This is a genomic window from Paenarthrobacter aromaticivorans, from assembly GCF_019038615.1.
Taxonomy (GTDB): domain Bacteria; phylum Actinomycetota; class Actinomycetes; order Actinomycetales; family Micrococcaceae; genus Arthrobacter; species Arthrobacter aromaticivorans.
Map to the genome: position 1 here is coordinate 116,725 of NZ_JAHOPC010000009.1, position 15,216 is coordinate 131,940.

The window sequence follows — 15,216 nt, forward strand, 5'->3', positions numbered from 1 at the left end:
CATCCCACACAGAATTTTTACCCCCGCTTGTTGAGAGGCTCCAAAAAAGAGCCTTTCCAAGCTCCGTATCCTCACTATTGGGGGAATAAAACTTCGACCACGCACCCACAGCATTTCCTGATAGGACCCGTCATGAGCCAAACCACCTCCGCCTCCGTGGAGCGCAACTCCTCGCGTAAGCGATGGACCGCCACAGACCTCGGCCTCATTGCCGTCTTCGCAGCCTTGGTGGCCGCGTCCGCGATCGTTCCCGGCATTCCGGTTGGCGCCCTTGGCGTGCCGATCACCTTGGTAACCCTCACTGTGATGCTTAGTGGCCTGGTGCTTGGCCCCGGGCGGGGATTCGCCGCCGTCGGACTCTATGTCCTCCTTGGCCTGGCCGGGTTGCCGATCTTCAGCGGGGGCCGCAGTGGACTGGGCATCCTCGCTACAGCTTCGGCAGGGTACATCATTGCCTTCCCCCTTGCGGCGGCGGCCACCGGCTATCTGGCGGCTTTGGTTATCCGCAAGACGGTAAGGAACCGTTCCCTGCTCCTGTTTGCTGCCGCGATGGTCAGCAGCATCGTCCTCATACACGGCCTGGGCGTTCTGGGCATGATGGTCAACGGCAAACTGGACTTCACCAAAGCCTTCATTGCTGATCTTGCGTTCTACCCCGGGGACATCCTCAAAAACGTCCTCGCCGTGATCATTGCCGTGGCTATTCACAAGGCCTTCCCGGATGTCCTGGTCCGCAGGGTCAAATAGCCTGCGTCACGCAAAGTCGGAAACAATATCTCTATGAACTCCATCAGCTTCAGCAGGGTCTCGGTTCGTGTAGCCATTGACGGCAGCAGCACGTCCAAGACCCTGCTGGAGGATGTTTCCTTGAGCCTTACAGAGCGGCGAATCGGCGTCATCGGAGCCAACGGTTCCGGAAAGTCCACGCTGTTGCGGCTGTTGAACGGATTGGTGGAGCCAAGCGAGGGAACCGTTGAAGTCCACGGCGATGACACAGTCAAAGCTGTGCGTAGGGTTCGTGCCAACGTCGGATTCGTCTTCACTGATCCTTTGTCGCAACTGGTGATGCCTACCGGCCGTGAAGACGTTGAACTCTCCCTGCGGCGCTCCATTAAGAACACCCGCGAACGAGCCGCACACGCGGAAGCAGTTCTTGACAGGTTTGGCCTGCTGCCCCTGGCAGACCAGAGCATCTATGAGCTCTCCGGCGGGGAGCGTCAGCTGCTCGCCTTGGCGGCAGTCATCGCCGTCAATCCCAAGGTGCTGGTCCTTGACGAGCCATCCACCCTCCTTGACCTGCGTAATCGCGAGCTACTCCGGCGCACCCTGACGGGCCTGGAACAGCAAGTCGTCATGTCCACCCACGACCTCGACCTCGCCCTGGAGATGGACCGCGTGCTGGTAGTGGAGTCGGGGCGGATAGTATTCGACGGCGATGCCGCCGAAGGTGTCGCCCGGTACCGGGAGCTGTGCGCAACTGCGCTCGACGAGGTTCCCGGCCTTGGCGAACGTCCGGGGAGAGGCCAGTCATGAGGGGCCACGGCTTCCTGATCGCAAACTATGTGCCGGGCAACTCGCTCATCCACCGAATCCCGTTGTGGCTGAAGTTCCTGGTGGTTGCAGCGTGCGGGACCGCGTCGTTCCTGATTGTCGACTGGCAAGTCTCGCTGTTGGTCTTCGCCATGATGTGCGGCTTGTTCTTGCTCAGCGGGGCCGGTTTGCGCCGCCTGACGCGGGCCATATGGACGGTTACGCCCGTCCTCGTGGTGATTGGATTGTTTCAATGGTGGCAATTGGGTGCCCCTACGGCTGCGCGCATCGTCCTGAATGTCCTGGTGTGCGTCGTCGCAGCCTCAGTCCTGACAGCCACCACACCCGTCCAGGACCTCTTGGACGGCGTTGTCTCCCTGGCCAAACCCTTCCAGCGCTTCGGTGCCGATCCGGAGCGTTTCGCGCTCACTATCGCCGTGATGCTCAGGAGCATCCCCTTCATTGCAGGAGCGTTTTCGGACGTCAGGGATGCGGCCCGCGCCCGTGGACTTGAACGCAACCCGAGGGCACTCATACTCCCGGTCTTTATCACGACGGTCGCTTATGCGCGCCAAACCGGCGACGCCTTGGCCGCCCGGGGACTCGGGGAACCGGACGTGCCCAACTAGGTCGCAGCTGAGCGCGTTTTGACGGCTCTAAACGCGCTCTAATGCGACGCAGTTGGGTCAGAGCCGGGCGTAGCGCAGGAGTGCTGCCGTGCCCATTCCCCCGGCAATGCTGATCATCGCCAAACCCAGCGGTGCGCCACCAGAGTTTTCGGATAGGTTTCGAGCCTGGGTGAGCAGGCGCGTCACCAAGACAGCCCCCGAAGCACCGTAGCCGTGGCCGAGCGCCAGCGCTCCGCCCTCTGCATTGGCTTTCCCAGGATCGATGCCCAGATGATCAAGGCAAGCGATGCTCTGGGAGGCAAAAGCTTCGTTGAATTCGATGAGCTCTACGTCCGTGGCAGCCACACCGTGCTGCGCCAACAACCGTTCCGCGGCGTGCGCCGCCCCGATGCCGAGCAACTCCGGATGCACTCCCGTTGTCTCACAACCCAAAACCAGCAAGCCGTCAACCGCGCCCATCTCCCGGGCACGCTTCAGGGAAGTAATAACGACGGCGGCAGCCGCGTCGGCGTCGAAACATGAGTTAGCTGCCGTGACAGTTCCGTCGGGGACGAAAACTGCCGGGAACCGTGACATCAGCGAAGCGCGCAACGAACGCTTGGGGCCGTCGTCGGCGTCGACGATCGTCCCGGCATTTTCAAGCGGCACGATTTCGCGCGCGAGCTTGCCCGCTGCAGCAGCCCCAAGAGCCCGACGATGGCTGCGGAGTGCGTACTCATCCTGCCGCTCACGGCTGATACCAAACGTGCGGGCCACATTTTCCGCGGCTACACCCATGTCGGGGTCACCAAACCCGGGTGGCACAAAGGTGGCCCGCGAATAAAAGTCCAGGCCGCCGTCGTCGGTCCTGTGGGCGCGCGCTGGAGCGGTACTGATGCTTTCCACCCCGCCAGCCAGATACAGCGGATCTCCACCGGCGCCAACCAGACGCGCGGCAAGTGCAATAGCATCCAGGCCGGAACCGCACTGCCGATCAACCGTGAGCCCGGGCACTGAGATGGGCAGGCCGGCCTGCAATGCGGCGAATCGCGCTACGTTTCCACCGCCACCAACAGCATTGCCCATGATGACGTCGTTCACACCGGCCGGGTCAATGCATGCCGACTCAATGAGGGAACGGATGACCGGCGCCAGGAGGTCCGGCGCCCGGAGATGCCTCAGCTGCCCGTTTGCACGGCAGATCGGAGTCCGCAGAGCCGCGATGATGACAGGCTGGCGGGACTCGTCCACTTCCGGCATGGAAGAGCCGCTACCCAAGGGGACGCGCCCGGGCATCATGGTTTTTGATCCAGTCGAGTAGCACCATCCGGCTGACCTTTCCGCGATCCGTAATGGGTAACTCGGACAGGACGTAGTACTGCAGCGGCCACTTGTCCCGCGCGAGCAGGCCGTCAAGGCCCGTGCGGAGCTGGGTCGCCGTGACTGCGCCATAGGCCGGAACGACGCCGGCAATCACCCTTTGACCCCGGATGTCATCCGGAGCGCCGGCCGCCACCGCAACTTCGATGCCTGGAACGGAGGCGAGGGCAAGCTCCACCTCGTGCGGGTACACGTTCTTTCCCGCGGTGATGATCATGTCCGAACGACGTCCCAGGATGTGCAGGGTCCCGTCGGCGAGATACCCTTGGTCCCCCACGGTGTACCAGCCGTCCAAGCAGCGGAGGGCCTGGCCGTCGTCTCCCCAAAGGTAGCCGTTGCTGACCATTCCACTGCGAACGCTGATGTTGCCGTGCTCCCCGTCCGGGAGGTTCTGGCCATTGTCGTCCAGGATTCGCAATTCCACACCAGGAAAAGGCCGGCCAATCCCCGTACCCCCGACGTCAAGGGGTTCTCCCGCAGCCAAGCGTGTGCCGGAGACGAAGCTCAATTCCGAGGCTCCGTAATACTCAAAGATGGCAGCATGCGGGGCCCAGCGGCGCGCCGCTTCCAACGTACGGCCATCGAGCTTGGAACCCGCGCAGATGATGCTGCGGATTCCGGAAGCATCCACGTCTCCCGCCAGGCCCCGTTCGCTCAGCAAACGAAGCATGGTGGGCGTAAGAACCAGTCTTGTGATGTTGTCATGGCTGATCGAAGCGTGGGCGTCGCCGACGTCGAAGGACTCCAGCGTGTGGAATACAGAGCCCGCGTACAGGCACTCAGACAGGGCGTAGAGGTTCAAGCTGGAGGAGAGTGGACCTGCCGCCAGGGTCCGGTCTTCCTGCGAGAGCCCAAAGAACTCGATCGACGCCTCGAACGAAACCTGCCACGAACGGCGGGACCGCGTGAACGCCTTGGGCACTGAAGTGGTGCCGGAAGTGAGCCCAATCAGGAAGGTGGTGGAAAGGTCACCGTCAGTAAGTTCAAGGTGGGATGAGACGGTAGAGTCGGCGATTCGTGAGGTCACCTCTTCTACCATTGCTGCCGGCCACTGTGGGTCCAGCACCGCACAACGGCGCTCCCCCGCCACCGCCGCCGTGAACTTCGCGACGAAGTCAGTGGAGTTGGGTTCGGCAAGCACAGTGGTGGCCATCGCACGGCCAAGCAGGCCCGCCGCGGCGTCGCGGAGCTCGGCCCAGTTGAGCCGGTTGCGGCCCACAACGACGGCGGTGTCGTGGGGACGCTCATCGGCCCAGAGCTGAATTTTGTCCAGGAAAGGCATCCCCGCAATTTTACGGCAGTGTTCGCCCTCCGGCACCAATGGTGACGTCTATTCTGACTGTATGAGTTTCAATGACGGTGCGCAGCTTGACCCATCCCAAGTAGAAGACCGACGCGGCGGAGGCATGGGCCGCGGGACGAAAATAGGTGGCGGGATTGGTGGTGGCATCGTCGTGCTGCTTCTGGCCCTCTTCGGAATCAACCCCAACATCCTTGGCGACCTTACGGGCGGCGGAACCCAGCCGCCCGCCGTCGATGGCGGGAGCGGCGGTGTGCAGGAGTGCCAGACTGGCGCTGACGCGGACAAACGACTCGACTGCCGAATCACAGGCACTGTTAACAGCCTTAATGCCTTCTGGCCCGAATACCTGGCCCAGTACAACGTGCAGTACTCCCGGCCCGGAACGGTCATCTTCGACCAAGGAACCCAAACAGGATGTGGCCCTGCCACCACGGCTGTAGGACCCTTCTATTGTCCGGTGGACACCAAGGCATACTTCGACCCCGGGTTCTTCGATGAGCTCGTGACCCGTTTTGGTTCATCAGGGGGACCACTGGCGCAGGAGTACGTGGTGGCCCATGAATTCGGCCACCACATCCAGAACATCCTGGGCAATCTGGACCGGGCACAACAGGATCCCCAAGGGCCGCAGTCCGGTGCAGTCCGTGTCGAATTGCAGGCAGACTGCTACGCGGGACTCTGGGTTCGCCACGCAAGCACCCAGAAAGACCCGGCAACGGGCAAGCCGTTCCTTGACCCCATAACCGAGCAGGACCTGCAGGACGCGCTGTCCGCTGCGTCCGCCGTCGGCGATGACCGCATCCAGGAAGCCGCAACCGGACGGGTCTCACCGGAATCCTGGACCCATGGCTCCAGTGAACAGCGGCAGAAGTGGTTCTACCAGGGATACGCCACCGGCGACATCAACAAATGCGACACGTTCGGGGTGGCCGCGCCTTAGGACGCCACCAAACCAAGCACACTGGCAAGGAAACCGGCCCGGACTTCCGATGGAAGTTCCGGGCCGGCCGCTGCCGGCTAGTTGCAGGTCACGTCAACACGGTAGGTGTAGTCGCCCTGCGTATGGTCAGCAACGGTGACCGCGACCGTGGCACTGCTGCCCTTGATCTTGGCCAGGGATCCGTCCGGACCTTGCACCGAGCCAAGAGCACAGCCGGGCTGACTTGAAACCTTGATGGAATGAGTCCCTTGTTCCGTCGCCTCAAAGTGAGCCTCGTGGTAGGCCAAAAGGCTCGGATTCCACTCGGAGAACTTGATGTTGTGGGCGCCATTCGTGTCGGTCCACTCAGCTCCATAGCCGTCCAAGGCTGCGCCGTTCTTAAAGAAGCGGACATCAATCTCAACGATCAGCGGGTTGCGGACTTTGAAGTTGTCCACCTTGCTGTGGCGGGGCACGAAGCAGTTCTTGTTGCCGGGCGCCGTGCAGTCGTACTTGTCCACGGGGGTTACCCACACCTTGTAGACGCCGCCGTTGTTCGGGGTGTTGGCGTAAGGGAACAATTGGACAGTGGCTCCGCCGTCCTCTCCGTCCGCGCCCGTCGCGTGTTCACAGCCACCGGCCGAAACCACGTCCTCGATGACACCGGAACTGTTGACAGTGAACTCCCTACAGTTGATTGCGTCGGTGGACAGCAGGGTCTTGCCCGACGGATCAGTAACCTGGAAGTAGTAGTCACCTGCCGGCAGTCCGGCAGCATCATCAGGTGCGTTGATGCCGGGTCCGCCATTGAGGTAGACGTCCTCCTTGGCGTCATAAATGTTCAGGTTTACCGGGACGCCGGAACCGTCCGTAGTGAAAATTGCTCCAGAGAGTTGACTTCCGCCAGGGGGTGCTGCCGACGCGGCGGGCGCTAAGAGTCCCGCGGTGGCAAGGGCGATAACACTTGGTAGGGCGAATTTTGCTTTCATTGGGAGTGCCTCTAATCAGCGTGTAGTTATAGCTGCACCGAAAACGCGGGTGTGCGGCCACTCCCCAGCCAGTAGACACCGCCAACCACCCGGCCTAGGAAACCAAAGATGGTTGGAGTTGCGCCTCGGATGGCCGCATCCTACTCCTTCCCGGTTTAGGGTGAAAGGCTGTGCTGCAACGCAGACGGCCCGCTGGCCTTGGCTGGCGAGTGCTCCCAACGCCGGTCTCCCGAGAAACAAGAAATGGCCCCGGGCGATATGCCCGGAACCATTTCTTTGCCCCTGGAGGGCGAAACCTGCTGATCAGATGTTGAAGCCCAGGGCCCGCATCTGGTCCTTGCCGTCGTCAGTGATCCGTTCGGGACCCCATGGCGGCATCCATACCCAGTTCAAGCGCCATTCATCCACTACGCCGTCGAGGGACTTGCCTACCTGCTCTTCCAGCACGTCCGTGAGCGGGCAAGCCGCCGTTGTCAGCGTCATGTCGATCAGGAGTGCGCCGTCCTCATCCGAGTACTTCAGGCCATAGAGGAGGCCCAAGTCCACGACGTTGACACCGAGCTCCGGGTCAATGACGTCCTTGAGCGCTTCCTCGACGTCCTCGAGGCTGGTGCGCGCCGCGTTGATTTCGGTCATGGAACGATCCTAACTAGCCCTGTACGGCAGGAGCAACGGCAACGCCTGCGCCTGCGGCGTAGCGGTCGTAGCCCTCTTCTTCAAGACGGTCGGCCAGCTCGGGGCCGCCCTCTTCAACAACCTTGCCGTCGACGAAGACGTGGACGAAGTCCGGCTTGATGTAGCGCAGGATGCGGGTGTAGTGGGTGATGAGCAGCGTGCCCATGTTTCCCTCTGCATGTGCGCGGTTGACGCCTTCGGAAACCACCTTGAGGGCGTCGACGTCCAGGCCTGAGTCGGTCTCATCCAGAACGGCGAACTTCGGCTTGAAGAGCTCGAGCTGAAGGATCTCGACGCGCTTCTTCTCGCCACCGGAGAAGCCTTCGTTGACGTTGCGCTGTGCGAAGTCGGCGTCGATACGCAGCTGCTGCATGGCAGCCTTGACGTCCTTGGTCCACGTGCGAAGGGCGGGTGCTTCGCCGTCGATCGCCGTCTTGGCGGTACGCAGGAAGTTCGTCATGGTGACGCCGGGAACCTCTACCGGGTACTGCATGGCGAGGAAGACGCCTGCACGGGCGCGCTCGTCAACGCTCATTTCGAGGACGTTTTCGCCATCGAGAGTGATGGTGCCGCTGGTCACCGTGTAGCGGGGGTGGCCGGCAATGGTAGAAGCGAGGGTGGACTTGCCCGAGCCGTTGGGGCCCATGATGGCGTGCGTTTCACCGGTCTTGATGGTGAGGCTGACGCCCTTCAGGATCTCCTTGGTGCCCTGCTCCGTCTCGATGCTGACGTGCAGGTCCTTGATCTCAAGAGTAGACATGCTCTTCTTTCTTTTCCGTTCGTAAGTCTGGTGATACTGGGCGCTCAGTAGTTGTCTACCGAAGCACCGTTCACAACGTTGGTCACGTCCACGTAGACGTCGTCACCATCGATGGTGACGGCGAAAACGGGAACGGGGTCGTAGGCAGGCAGCTGGAGAGGCTGTCCGCTGCGGAGGTCGAACTGGGAACCGTGGCCCCAGCACTCAATCGCACAGCCGTCAATCTCGCCTTCGGACAACGAGATGTCCGCGTGCGAGCAGGTATCGCCGATGGCATGGATCTCACCCATCGAGTCCCTCACGATGGCTACGGGGTAGTCATCGATCAGGACGCGCAGCGCCTGCTTGACCTGGATGTCATTGGCGTTGCATACCAGTTCGCCCTTGGTTTGTTCACTCATCGTTGTCCTGCCTGGTCTGCTAGTTGTCGGTCGCGGCGAGTTCGCGCTCAACAGCAGCGGTCAGGCGTTCTTCGATTGCCGGGACGTTGATCTGCTGGATGATCTCGTTGAGGAAGCCTCGAACCACCAGGCGGCGGGCAACCTTTTCCGGGATGCCGCGTGCCATGAGGTAAAAGAGGTGCTCGTCGTCGAAACGGCCGGTGGCGCTGGCGTGGCCGGCACCCTCGATGAGTCCCGTCTCGATTTCCAGGTTCGGCACAGAGTCAGCACGCGCGCCGTCCGTCAGGACCAGGTTGCGGTTGGCCTCATAGGTGTCCGTGCCTTCTGCTTCCTTACGGATCAGGACGTCACCCACCCACACAGTGTGGGCATTGCGGCCCTGCAGCGCGCCCTTGTACAGCACGCGCGACTTGCAGTTGGCCACTGCGTGGTCAACAAACAGGCGCTGCTCAAGGTGCTGACCAGCATCGGCGAAGTACAGGCCGAACATTTCGACGTCGGCACCAGGAGCGGTGAAGCGGGTGGACGGCGTAACGCGCACGACGTCCCCGCCGAGGCTGACCACAATGTGCTTGAACTTGGCGTCGCGGCCGATCCTGGCCTGCTGCGCGGATGCGTGAACGGCGTCGTCTGCCCATTCCTGCAAGGACACGACAGTCAACTCAGCGCCATCTTCGACGATGATTTCAACGTTCTCGGAAACAACAGCGGTGCCCTGGTGATCCAGGACCACCACCGCCTTGGAGAAACGCTCTGCCACAATCACGATGTGCTGCGCCGACGGAGCGTCGCCGGAGCCGGTGACCAGGACGGAAACTTCGCTCTCGGCCTGCAGCTCAACCGGAACCGTTACAACGGTAGCCTCGGCAAAGTTCTCCCAGCCGTTTGCGGACACACGGTCCTCCGGGATGCCTGCCTGCCCGATGCGCTTGTCGTCGCGGCCAACGGTCTCGACGACGACGCCGGCCGGTGCGGTCACACTGACAGCCGGAGCTGCACCGTCAAGGACCTCGGTGTGGAGACCGCGCAAGCGCTTCAGCGGTGTGAAACGCCAGTCTTCTTCAAGGCCGGTCAGGGGCTTGAAGTCCTCCAGCTTGTAAGACGTGAGGCGGCCGGCGCGGGAGCTGTCCGGGATACCGACGCCGCCACCATGCGAGTGGCTCTTTACCGATGCTCCACCGAGCGGACCAGCAGCAGGCTGCTCCGACGTCGTGCTGGTGTTTGTTCCGGTGTTTAGGGGCGAAAGGTTTTCGCCTTCCTCGGTGAAGCCGTTGATAAACGGCTGGGCCGAGGGCGCGCCGATGCGCGCCTTTTCAGTAGTGATATCAGTCATTGTTAACCGACGGACCCTTCCATCTGCAGTTCAATCAAGCGGTTCAGCTCAAGGGCATATTCCATGGGCAGTTCACGGGCGATCGGCTCAATGAAGCCGCGCACGATCATGGCCATGGCCTCGTCCTCAGGCATGCCGCGGGACATCAGATAGAAGAGTTGCTCTTCGCTGACGCGGGAAACGGTGGCCTCGTGACCCATGACGACGTCATCCTCGCGGATGTCGATGTACGGGTAGGTGTCCGAGCGGGAAATGGTATCCACCAGAAGGGCATCGCAACGGACCGTGTTGGCCGAGTGCTTTGCACCTTCGCGGACCTGGACCAAGCCGCGGTAGGCCGCGCGGCCACCGCCGCGGGCCACGGACTTGGAAATGATGGAGCTCTTGGTGTTCGGTGCGATGTGCACCATCTTGGAGCCCGTGTCCTGGTGTTGGCCCTCGCCCGCAAAAGCGATGGACAGGGTTTCACCCTTGGCGTGCTCGCCTACCAGGTAAACGGCCGGGTACTTCATGGTCACCTTGGAGCCGATGTTGCCATCGATCCATTCCATGGTGGCGCCCTCTTCGCAGATGGCACGCTTGGTGACGAGGTTGTACACGTTGTTGGACCAGTTCTGGATGGTCGTGTAGCGGACGCGGGCGCCCTTCTTCACGATGATCTCCACAACGGCGGAGTGCAGTGAGTCCGAGGTGTAGATCGGAGCCGTGCAACCTTCGATGTAGTGAACGTAGGAGTCCTCATCGGCGATGATCAGGGTGCGCTCGAACTGGCCCATGTTCTCCGTGTTGATACGGAAGTATGCCTGGAGCGGGATGTCGACGTGCACGCCCTTGGGCACGAACACGAACGATCCACCGGACCATACTGCCGTGTTCAGGGAAGCGAACTTGTTGTCGCCCACGGGGATGATGGTGCCGAAGTACTCCTGGAAGATCTCCGGGTGTTCGCGCAGGGCGGTGTCCGTGTCCAGGAAGATAACGCCCTGGGCTTCGAGGTCCTCGCGGATCTGGTGGTAGACAACTTCGGATTCGTACTGGGCTGCGACGCCTGAAACGAGCCGGCTGCGCTCAGCTTCCGGGATGCCGAGCTTTTCGTAGGTGTTCCGGATGTCTTCCGGCAGGTCTTCCCACGTTGCCGCCTGCTTCTCAGTGGAACGCACGAAGTACTTGATGTTGTCGAAGTCGATGCCCGAGAGGTCTGCGCCCCACGTAGGCATGGGCTTACGGTCGAAGTACTTCAGGCCCTTGAGGCGCAGATCGAGCATCCATTCGGGCTCGTTCTTCTTCGAGGAGATGTCGCGGACAACCTCCTCGTCGAGGCCACGACGGGCATTCGCGCCTACGTCGTTCTTGTCGGCCCAGCCGTACTCGTAGTTTCCGATACCGTGCAGTTCGGGATTCTTCTCCAGAATCTCCGAGATCACAGTGCCGTCAGCTACCGCTTTCTCTGCTAGTTGGTCCGTCATCACGGCCTTTCTTGCTGGTTGTTTGATTCCTGGTACGGGTTCCCGGACTGCTCTGCGATGCTGTGATGCACCGTGGCAGCTGGTCGCCCGGTAGGTATGTGGGTGGTGCAGACGTGCCCGCCTTGCGCCAGGGTTGAAAGACGCCGGACATCGACGCCCACCAAGCGGGAAAAGACTTTGGTTTCGCTGTCACAGAAAACAGGAAACTCTGCTGCGAGCTGCTGGATGGGGCAATGTCCCTGGCATAGCTGGACACTGGAAAATTCTGCCGGCAGTGGGGCTTTGGCCTCAATGGAATGGGCAGAGGCAACATAGCCGTCCCGGCTGAGGGCCTTGGACAAGGCCAAGGAGCGGGCCGCGATATCCTGCCCGGCCGCCGCAACTTCGGGCGCATAGCGGCGCTCCATTTCAGAGAAGCGCTCTTCAGCATATTCGCGGACTGCATCCTCGCCGGCGATGTCCTGGAGTCGGCGGAGCGCGGAGCTGGCGATGTTCAAGTAGTCGTCGCCAAGCTTGGATTGACCTTGCGAACTCAGGACATAGCGGCGCGCAGGGCGTCCCGCCCCGGCTCCCGCCTTGGCGACGCGCTTGACTTCAATTACGCCATTTCGCTCAAGGTGATCCAGGTGGCGGCGGACCGCTGCGGGCGTAAAACCAAGGAGGTCGCCCAGTTCGGCGGCACTTACCGGGCCGTTTTCCAGCACTGCGCTCAGGACGCGGTCCCTGGTGCGGTCTTCCGCTTCCGGCAGCGCCGACGAAGGCGCGAAGGCCTCTGCCGCTGCGGCATGCCGCCTTGATGGCATGGAGATTGGACTCGTCATGGAATACACAACACAATCATGTCGTAATTTGTTTCATGCATCCAGTAAGGCAAGACTGACCTTAGCCACCCGCCAAATGCGACCGTACTACTTCCCGTAGAATACTCTGGTGCGATCCACCGATTCCCCTGTCCTCACTATAGACGGACTCATAAAGGATGTAGGCCCCCTGGCCTCCCTTGACGGCAAAATGCTCCGGGTTGTCAGTGGGCTGTCCATGACGGCCGGGCGGGGCCAGATTACGGCCCTTCTCGGGGCTAACGGTGCCGGCAAGACCACCACCTTGGAATGTGCGCAGGGCCTGCAGAGACGGACCGGTGGAACCATTTCGCTTCTGGGGGCAGACCCGGATAGTGCCGGCGCTGACTTGAGGTCCCGGGTAGGTGTCATGCTTCAGGATGGCGGCCTCCCGCCGTCGGCCCGTCCAATCCCTTTGTTGCGTCATGTTGCCGGCATGTACCGCAATCCGATGGACGTCGACGCCCTCGTGGAGCGTCTTGGCATCGCCCAATTCGGCCGCACCAGTGTGCGGCGCTTATCAGGTGGCCAAAAGCAACGGGTGGCCTTGGCTGCCGCATTGATTGGCAACCCGGAGGTCCTCTTCCTCGACGAACCCAGCGCTGGACTGGATCCGCATTCGCGGCAGGTGGTTTTCGACCTTATTGCCGAACTGCGCGACGCCGGCATGGGCATCATCCTCACGACGCACCTGATGGATGACGCCGAGCGCTTGGCTGACTACGTCTACATCATCGACGGCGGACACAACGTCGCCGAGGGAACGGTCGCCGACCTTCTGCGGCACGATCATTCCACCGACACCGCAATCACTGACCGGACCCTCTTCTTCGATGCGCCGCCGGGACTCGAGTTCAAAGACGTCCTTGGCGCAGGTCTGCAGGTCCTGGAAACCCGGGCTGGCAGCTACTCGATCACCGGCGCACTGGGGCCCGACGACCTTGCCGCCCTGACCGCTTGGTGGGCCGCACGGAACATCATGCCGGCGTCACTCAGACTCGAGGCGCGGAGCCTCGAGGACGTTTTCCTGGACATTTCCGGAAGGGACCTCCGATGAGCAAGCTACTGTCCCCCAACGCCGGCCCCGCTTCCTTGCCTCGCCGTATTCTGCAGCAAGGCCGCTACGAGACCATCACAATGCTGCGGAACGGTGAGCAACTGATTCTTGCAGTCGTCCTGCCTCTGCTTGCTTTGGCCGGGCTGACTGTTACTCCGCTCCTCGATGGGCTCGGAGGCTCTCGTGTCGACGTGGCCACGCCGGGAATCCTCGCCCTGTGCGCAATGTCCACCGCTTTTACTGGCCAGGGCATTGCCACGGGATTTGACCGGCGTTACGGCGTTCTCCGCTTCCTCTCAACCACCCCCCTGGGACGTGGTGGCCTGATCGCCGGCAAGATACTCGCTGTGCTCGTCGTCCTCTTCCTTCAAGTGCTGGTGGTCGGGGTAGTCGCCGGACTCCTGGGCTGGCAGCCCCGGCCCGAAGCATGGCTTCCGGGCCTTGGGATCCTTGTCCTTGGTGCGGCATCGTTCACTGCGCTGGGACTCCTCGTTGCGGGAACGGTTCGGCCTGAAGCTACCCTGGCCATCACCAATCTTCTGTGGATCCTTCTCGGAGCGCTGGGCGGGATAGTTGTCCCGGCAGAAAGGCTTCCTGCCGTAGCCCAGGGCATCGTGCATTTCCTGCCCTCTGGCGCCCTCGGCCAGGCATTGCGGGATGCATTCCTGCTGGGCATTGTGCCCTTCCCCGCCGTCCTGGTCCTCCTGCTGTGGACATTGCTGGCCGGCGCCGCAGCCATTCGCTGGTTCAAGTGGAACTGACAACAAGCAGAACTGAGAGTTGAGCAAACTGTGAGCACGGCATCACGCCTCCCTAAATCCGTCCAGCGATTCACCGCCAAGCTGCCAACGGAGGTAAATCGCACTATCCAACGGCTATCGGTCCTCTCCCTGATCGGACAGACAGTGCTCGTGGTGACCGGTGGTGCAGTTCGCCTTACGGCGTCGGGCCTTGGTTGCCCCACGTGGCCGCGATGCACCGATAACTCCCTCGTCAACACGCCTGAAATGGGCATTCACGGTTTTATCGAGTTCGGAAACCGTATGCTCACGTTCGCGTTGGCGGCGGTTGCTGCACTCATGCTGGTCTACTTGTGGAATCTCCGCAAGGAACGTCGCGACCTCTTCATGCTCGCCCTTGGCCTGCTCGCGAGCATCCCTGCTCAGGCCATCATCGGCGGAATCACGGTTCTTTCCAACCTCAACCCCTGGGTTGTGGGCCTGCACTTCCTGGTATCCATGGCCTTGGTTGTCTTCGCGACTCTGCTCGTGAACCGTGCCTTCGGCCGCACCGGCCGATTCATGAAGCAGGTACTGCCTGCACTACCTTCCGTTGCCCGCCCCGTTATGCTGGCCGTCGCCGTTTTCTCGGCAATAGCAGTCATGCTCGGCGTAGTAGTCACAGGCGCCGGTCCGCACGCAGGCGACGCAGACGCGCCGCGCAATGATCTGGACTGGGACCTTTTTTCACACATTCACGCTGTGCCCGCCTACCTGATCACAGCCGGGACACTATTGGCTGTATACCTTGTGGTCCGGCACAAGATTGGCGGCCCGTTCCGGACCGCTTCATTCCTGCTGCTCGCCGTGACGTTGTTCCAAGCCGTCATCGGGTTCACCCAGTACTACAACGGAATTCCTGCGCTTCTCGTGGGCGCACACATGCTTGGCGCAGCCCTGCTAATGAGCGCGTCGACCAACGCGGCTGATATCGCCAAGTACAGCCCCGCCACGTAGCCCCCGCTCACATCCCGACGGCTTAGGTCGGTTGCTCGATCACATCCCGACGATTCAGGGCGGTTGCTCGATCACATCCCGACGGCTTGGGTGGTTGCTCGATCACATCCCGACGGCTTGGGGTGGTTGCTCGCTCACATCCCCACGGCTTAGGTCGGTTGCTCGATCACTTTCGGACGACAAAGGCATTTGACCGCAAACGGGCCAACCGTGTCCGGAC

The 15,216-nt window shown here is 61.8% G+C and carries 16 protein-coding genes; 7 read left to right on the forward strand and 9 right to left on the reverse strand.

The genetic code is table 11. The features are described from left to right. Window positions 1-132: 132 nt before the first annotated feature. Genes KSW38_RS15215 through KSW38_RS15225 form a run of 3 tightly spaced genes read left to right on the forward strand, consistent with a single transcriptional unit; the run spans window position 133 to window position 2,159 of the window. On the forward strand, window positions 133-747 hold the full coding sequence (locus tag KSW38_RS15215; protein WP_216925763.1) for a biotin transporter BioY: 615 nt from the start codon (window positions 133-135) through the stop codon (window positions 745-747). 33 nt (window positions 748-780) lie between these two features. Further along, window positions 781-1,533, forward strand: coding sequence for an energy-coupling factor ABC transporter ATP-binding protein (locus KSW38_RS15220; protein ID WP_216925764.1), 753 nt, complete (start codon window positions 781-783; stop codon window positions 1,531-1,533). Continuing rightward, window positions 1,530-2,159, forward strand: coding sequence for an energy-coupling factor transporter transmembrane component T family protein (locus KSW38_RS15225; protein WP_216925765.1), 630 nt, complete (start codon window positions 1,530-1,532; stop codon window positions 2,157-2,159). The genes KSW38_RS15220 and KSW38_RS15225 overlap by 4 nt, the downstream gene beginning before the upstream one ends. Window positions 2,160-2,216: 57 nt before the next feature. Here the strand turns inward: KSW38_RS15225 and KSW38_RS15230 are convergent, their stop codons facing one another. Further along, a complete protein-coding gene (locus tag KSW38_RS15230) occupies window positions 2,217-3,437 on the reverse strand; it encodes a thiolase family protein (protein WP_216925766.1) in 1,221 nt (406 codons plus the stop codon). Continuing rightward, window positions 3,409-4,800 carry a class I adenylate-forming enzyme family protein gene (locus KSW38_RS15235; RefSeq protein WP_216925767.1) on the reverse strand — a complete coding sequence of 464 codons (1,392 nt, stop codon included), beginning with the start codon at window positions 4,798-4,800 and terminating at the stop codon, window positions 3,409-3,411. Before KSW38_RS15235 ends, KSW38_RS15230 begins: the two co-directional genes overlap by 29 nt. A 61-nt stretch (window positions 4,801-4,861) precedes the next feature. Here KSW38_RS15235 and ypfJ point away from each other — a divergent pair, with 61 nt between their 5' ends. After that, window positions 4,862-5,761 (forward strand): KPN_02809 family neutral zinc metallopeptidase, encoded by a 900-nt coding sequence (gene ypfJ, locus KSW38_RS15240; protein ID WP_216925768.1) that lies wholly within the window; start codon window positions 4,862-4,864, stop codon window positions 5,759-5,761. A gap of 77 nt (window positions 5,762-5,838) precedes the next feature. Here ypfJ and KSW38_RS15245 read toward each other — a convergent pair whose 3' ends face one another. From KSW38_RS15245 to KSW38_RS15275, 7 genes are all read right to left on the reverse strand, one after another. Then, a complete protein-coding gene (locus KSW38_RS15245; protein WP_216925769.1) occupies window positions 5,839-6,729 on the reverse strand; it encodes a hypothetical protein in 891 nt (296 codons plus the stop codon). Between the two features lie 303 nt (window positions 6,730-7,032). Continuing rightward, a complete protein-coding gene (locus KSW38_RS15250; protein WP_216925770.1) occupies window positions 7,033-7,365 on the reverse strand; it encodes a metal-sulfur cluster assembly factor in 333 nt (110 codons plus the stop codon). A 13-nt stretch (window positions 7,366-7,378) separates the two neighbouring features. After that, window positions 7,379-8,164, reverse strand: a complete 786-nt coding sequence (sufC, locus tag KSW38_RS15255; protein WP_216925771.1) for a Fe-S cluster assembly ATPase SufC — start codon at window positions 8,162-8,164, stop codon at window positions 7,379-7,381. A 44-nt stretch (window positions 8,165-8,208) separates the two neighbouring features. Continuing rightward, the gene (locus KSW38_RS15260; protein ID WP_216925772.1) at window positions 8,209-8,565 is read right to left on the reverse strand and encodes a non-heme iron oxygenase ferredoxin subunit; all 357 of its coding nucleotides are present in this window, start codon (window positions 8,563-8,565) and stop codon (window positions 8,209-8,211) included. A 19-nt stretch (window positions 8,566-8,584) separates the two neighbouring features. Beyond that, on the reverse strand, window positions 8,585-9,898 hold the full coding sequence (sufD, locus tag KSW38_RS15265; RefSeq protein ID WP_216925773.1) for a Fe-S cluster assembly protein SufD: 1,314 nt from the start codon (window positions 9,896-9,898) through the stop codon (window positions 8,585-8,587). 2 nt (window positions 9,899-9,900) lie between these two features. Next, window positions 9,901-11,364: a Fe-S cluster assembly protein SufB gene (gene sufB, locus KSW38_RS15270; protein ID WP_216925774.1), complete on the reverse strand. Its 1,464-nt coding sequence runs from the start codon at window positions 11,362-11,364 to the stop codon at window positions 9,901-9,903. Further along, a complete protein-coding gene (locus tag KSW38_RS15275) occupies window positions 11,364-12,185 on the reverse strand; it encodes a helix-turn-helix transcriptional regulator (RefSeq protein ID WP_216925775.1) in 822 nt (273 codons plus the stop codon). Before KSW38_RS15275 ends, sufB begins: the two co-directional genes overlap by 1 nt. Window positions 12,186-12,294: 109 nt before the next feature. Between KSW38_RS15275 and KSW38_RS15280 the strand changes: the two genes are divergently transcribed. From KSW38_RS15280 to KSW38_RS15290, 3 genes are read left to right on the forward strand one after another with little or no spacing between them, the layout of a single operon-like run. Beyond that, a complete protein-coding gene (locus tag KSW38_RS15280) occupies window positions 12,295-13,260 on the forward strand; it encodes an ABC transporter ATP-binding protein (RefSeq protein WP_216925776.1) in 966 nt (321 codons plus the stop codon). Then, entirely contained in the window at window positions 13,257-14,021 is a 765-nt protein-coding gene (locus tag KSW38_RS15285) for an ABC transporter permease (protein WP_216925777.1), read from the forward strand. Before KSW38_RS15280 ends, KSW38_RS15285 begins: the two co-directional genes overlap by 4 nt. 30 nt (window positions 14,022-14,051) lie before the next feature. Beyond that, window positions 14,052-14,996 (forward strand): COX15/CtaA family protein, encoded by a 945-nt coding sequence (locus KSW38_RS15290; RefSeq protein WP_216925778.1) that lies wholly within the window; start codon window positions 14,052-14,054, stop codon window positions 14,994-14,996. Window positions 14,997-15,216 lie beyond the last annotated feature (220 nt).

Coding starts and splice junctions, on each gene's coding strand:
- KSW38_RS15215 (WP_216925763.1), top strand. CDS start 133: ATGAGCCAAACCACCTCCGCCTCCGTGGAGCGCAACTCCTCGCGTAAG.
- KSW38_RS15220 (WP_216925764.1), top strand. CDS start 781: ATGAACTCCATCAGCTTCAGCAGGGTCTCGGTTCGTGTAGCCATTGAC.
- KSW38_RS15225 (WP_216925765.1), top strand. CDS start 1,530: ATGAGGGGCCACGGCTTCCTGATCGCAAACTATGTGCCGGGCAACTCG.
- KSW38_RS15230 (WP_216925766.1), bottom strand. CDS start 3,437: ATGATGCCCGGGCGCGTCCCCTTGGGTAGCGGCTCTTCCATGCCGGAA.
- KSW38_RS15235 (WP_216925767.1), bottom strand. CDS start 4,800: ATGCCTTTCCTGGACAAAATTCAGCTCTGGGCCGATGAGCGTCCCCAC.
- ypfJ (WP_216925768.1), top strand. CDS start 4,862: ATGAGTTTCAATGACGGTGCGCAGCTTGACCCATCCCAAGTAGAAGAC.
- KSW38_RS15245 (WP_216925769.1), bottom strand. CDS start 6,729: ATGAAAGCAAAATTCGCCCTACCAAGTGTTATCGCCCTTGCCACCGCG.
- KSW38_RS15250 (WP_216925770.1), bottom strand. CDS start 7,365: ATGACCGAAATCAACGCGGCGCGCACCAGCCTCGAGGACGTCGAGGAA.
- sufC (WP_216925771.1), bottom strand. CDS start 8,164: ATGTCTACTCTTGAGATCAAGGACCTGCACGTCAGCATCGAGACGGAG.
- KSW38_RS15260 (WP_216925772.1), bottom strand. CDS start 8,565: ATGAGTGAACAAACCAAGGGCGAACTGGTATGCAACGCCAATGACATC.
- sufD (WP_216925773.1), bottom strand. CDS start 9,898: ATGACTGATATCACTACTGAAAAGGCGCGCATCGGCGCGCCCTCGGCC.
- sufB (WP_216925774.1), bottom strand. CDS start 11,364: ATGACGGACCAACTAGCAGAGAAAGCGGTAGCTGACGGCACTGTGATC.
- KSW38_RS15275 (WP_216925775.1), bottom strand. CDS start 12,185: ATGACGAGTCCAATCTCCATGCCATCAAGGCGGCATGCCGCAGCGGCA.
- KSW38_RS15285 (WP_216925777.1), top strand. CDS start 13,257: ATGAGCAAGCTACTGTCCCCCAACGCCGGCCCCGCTTCCTTGCCTCGC.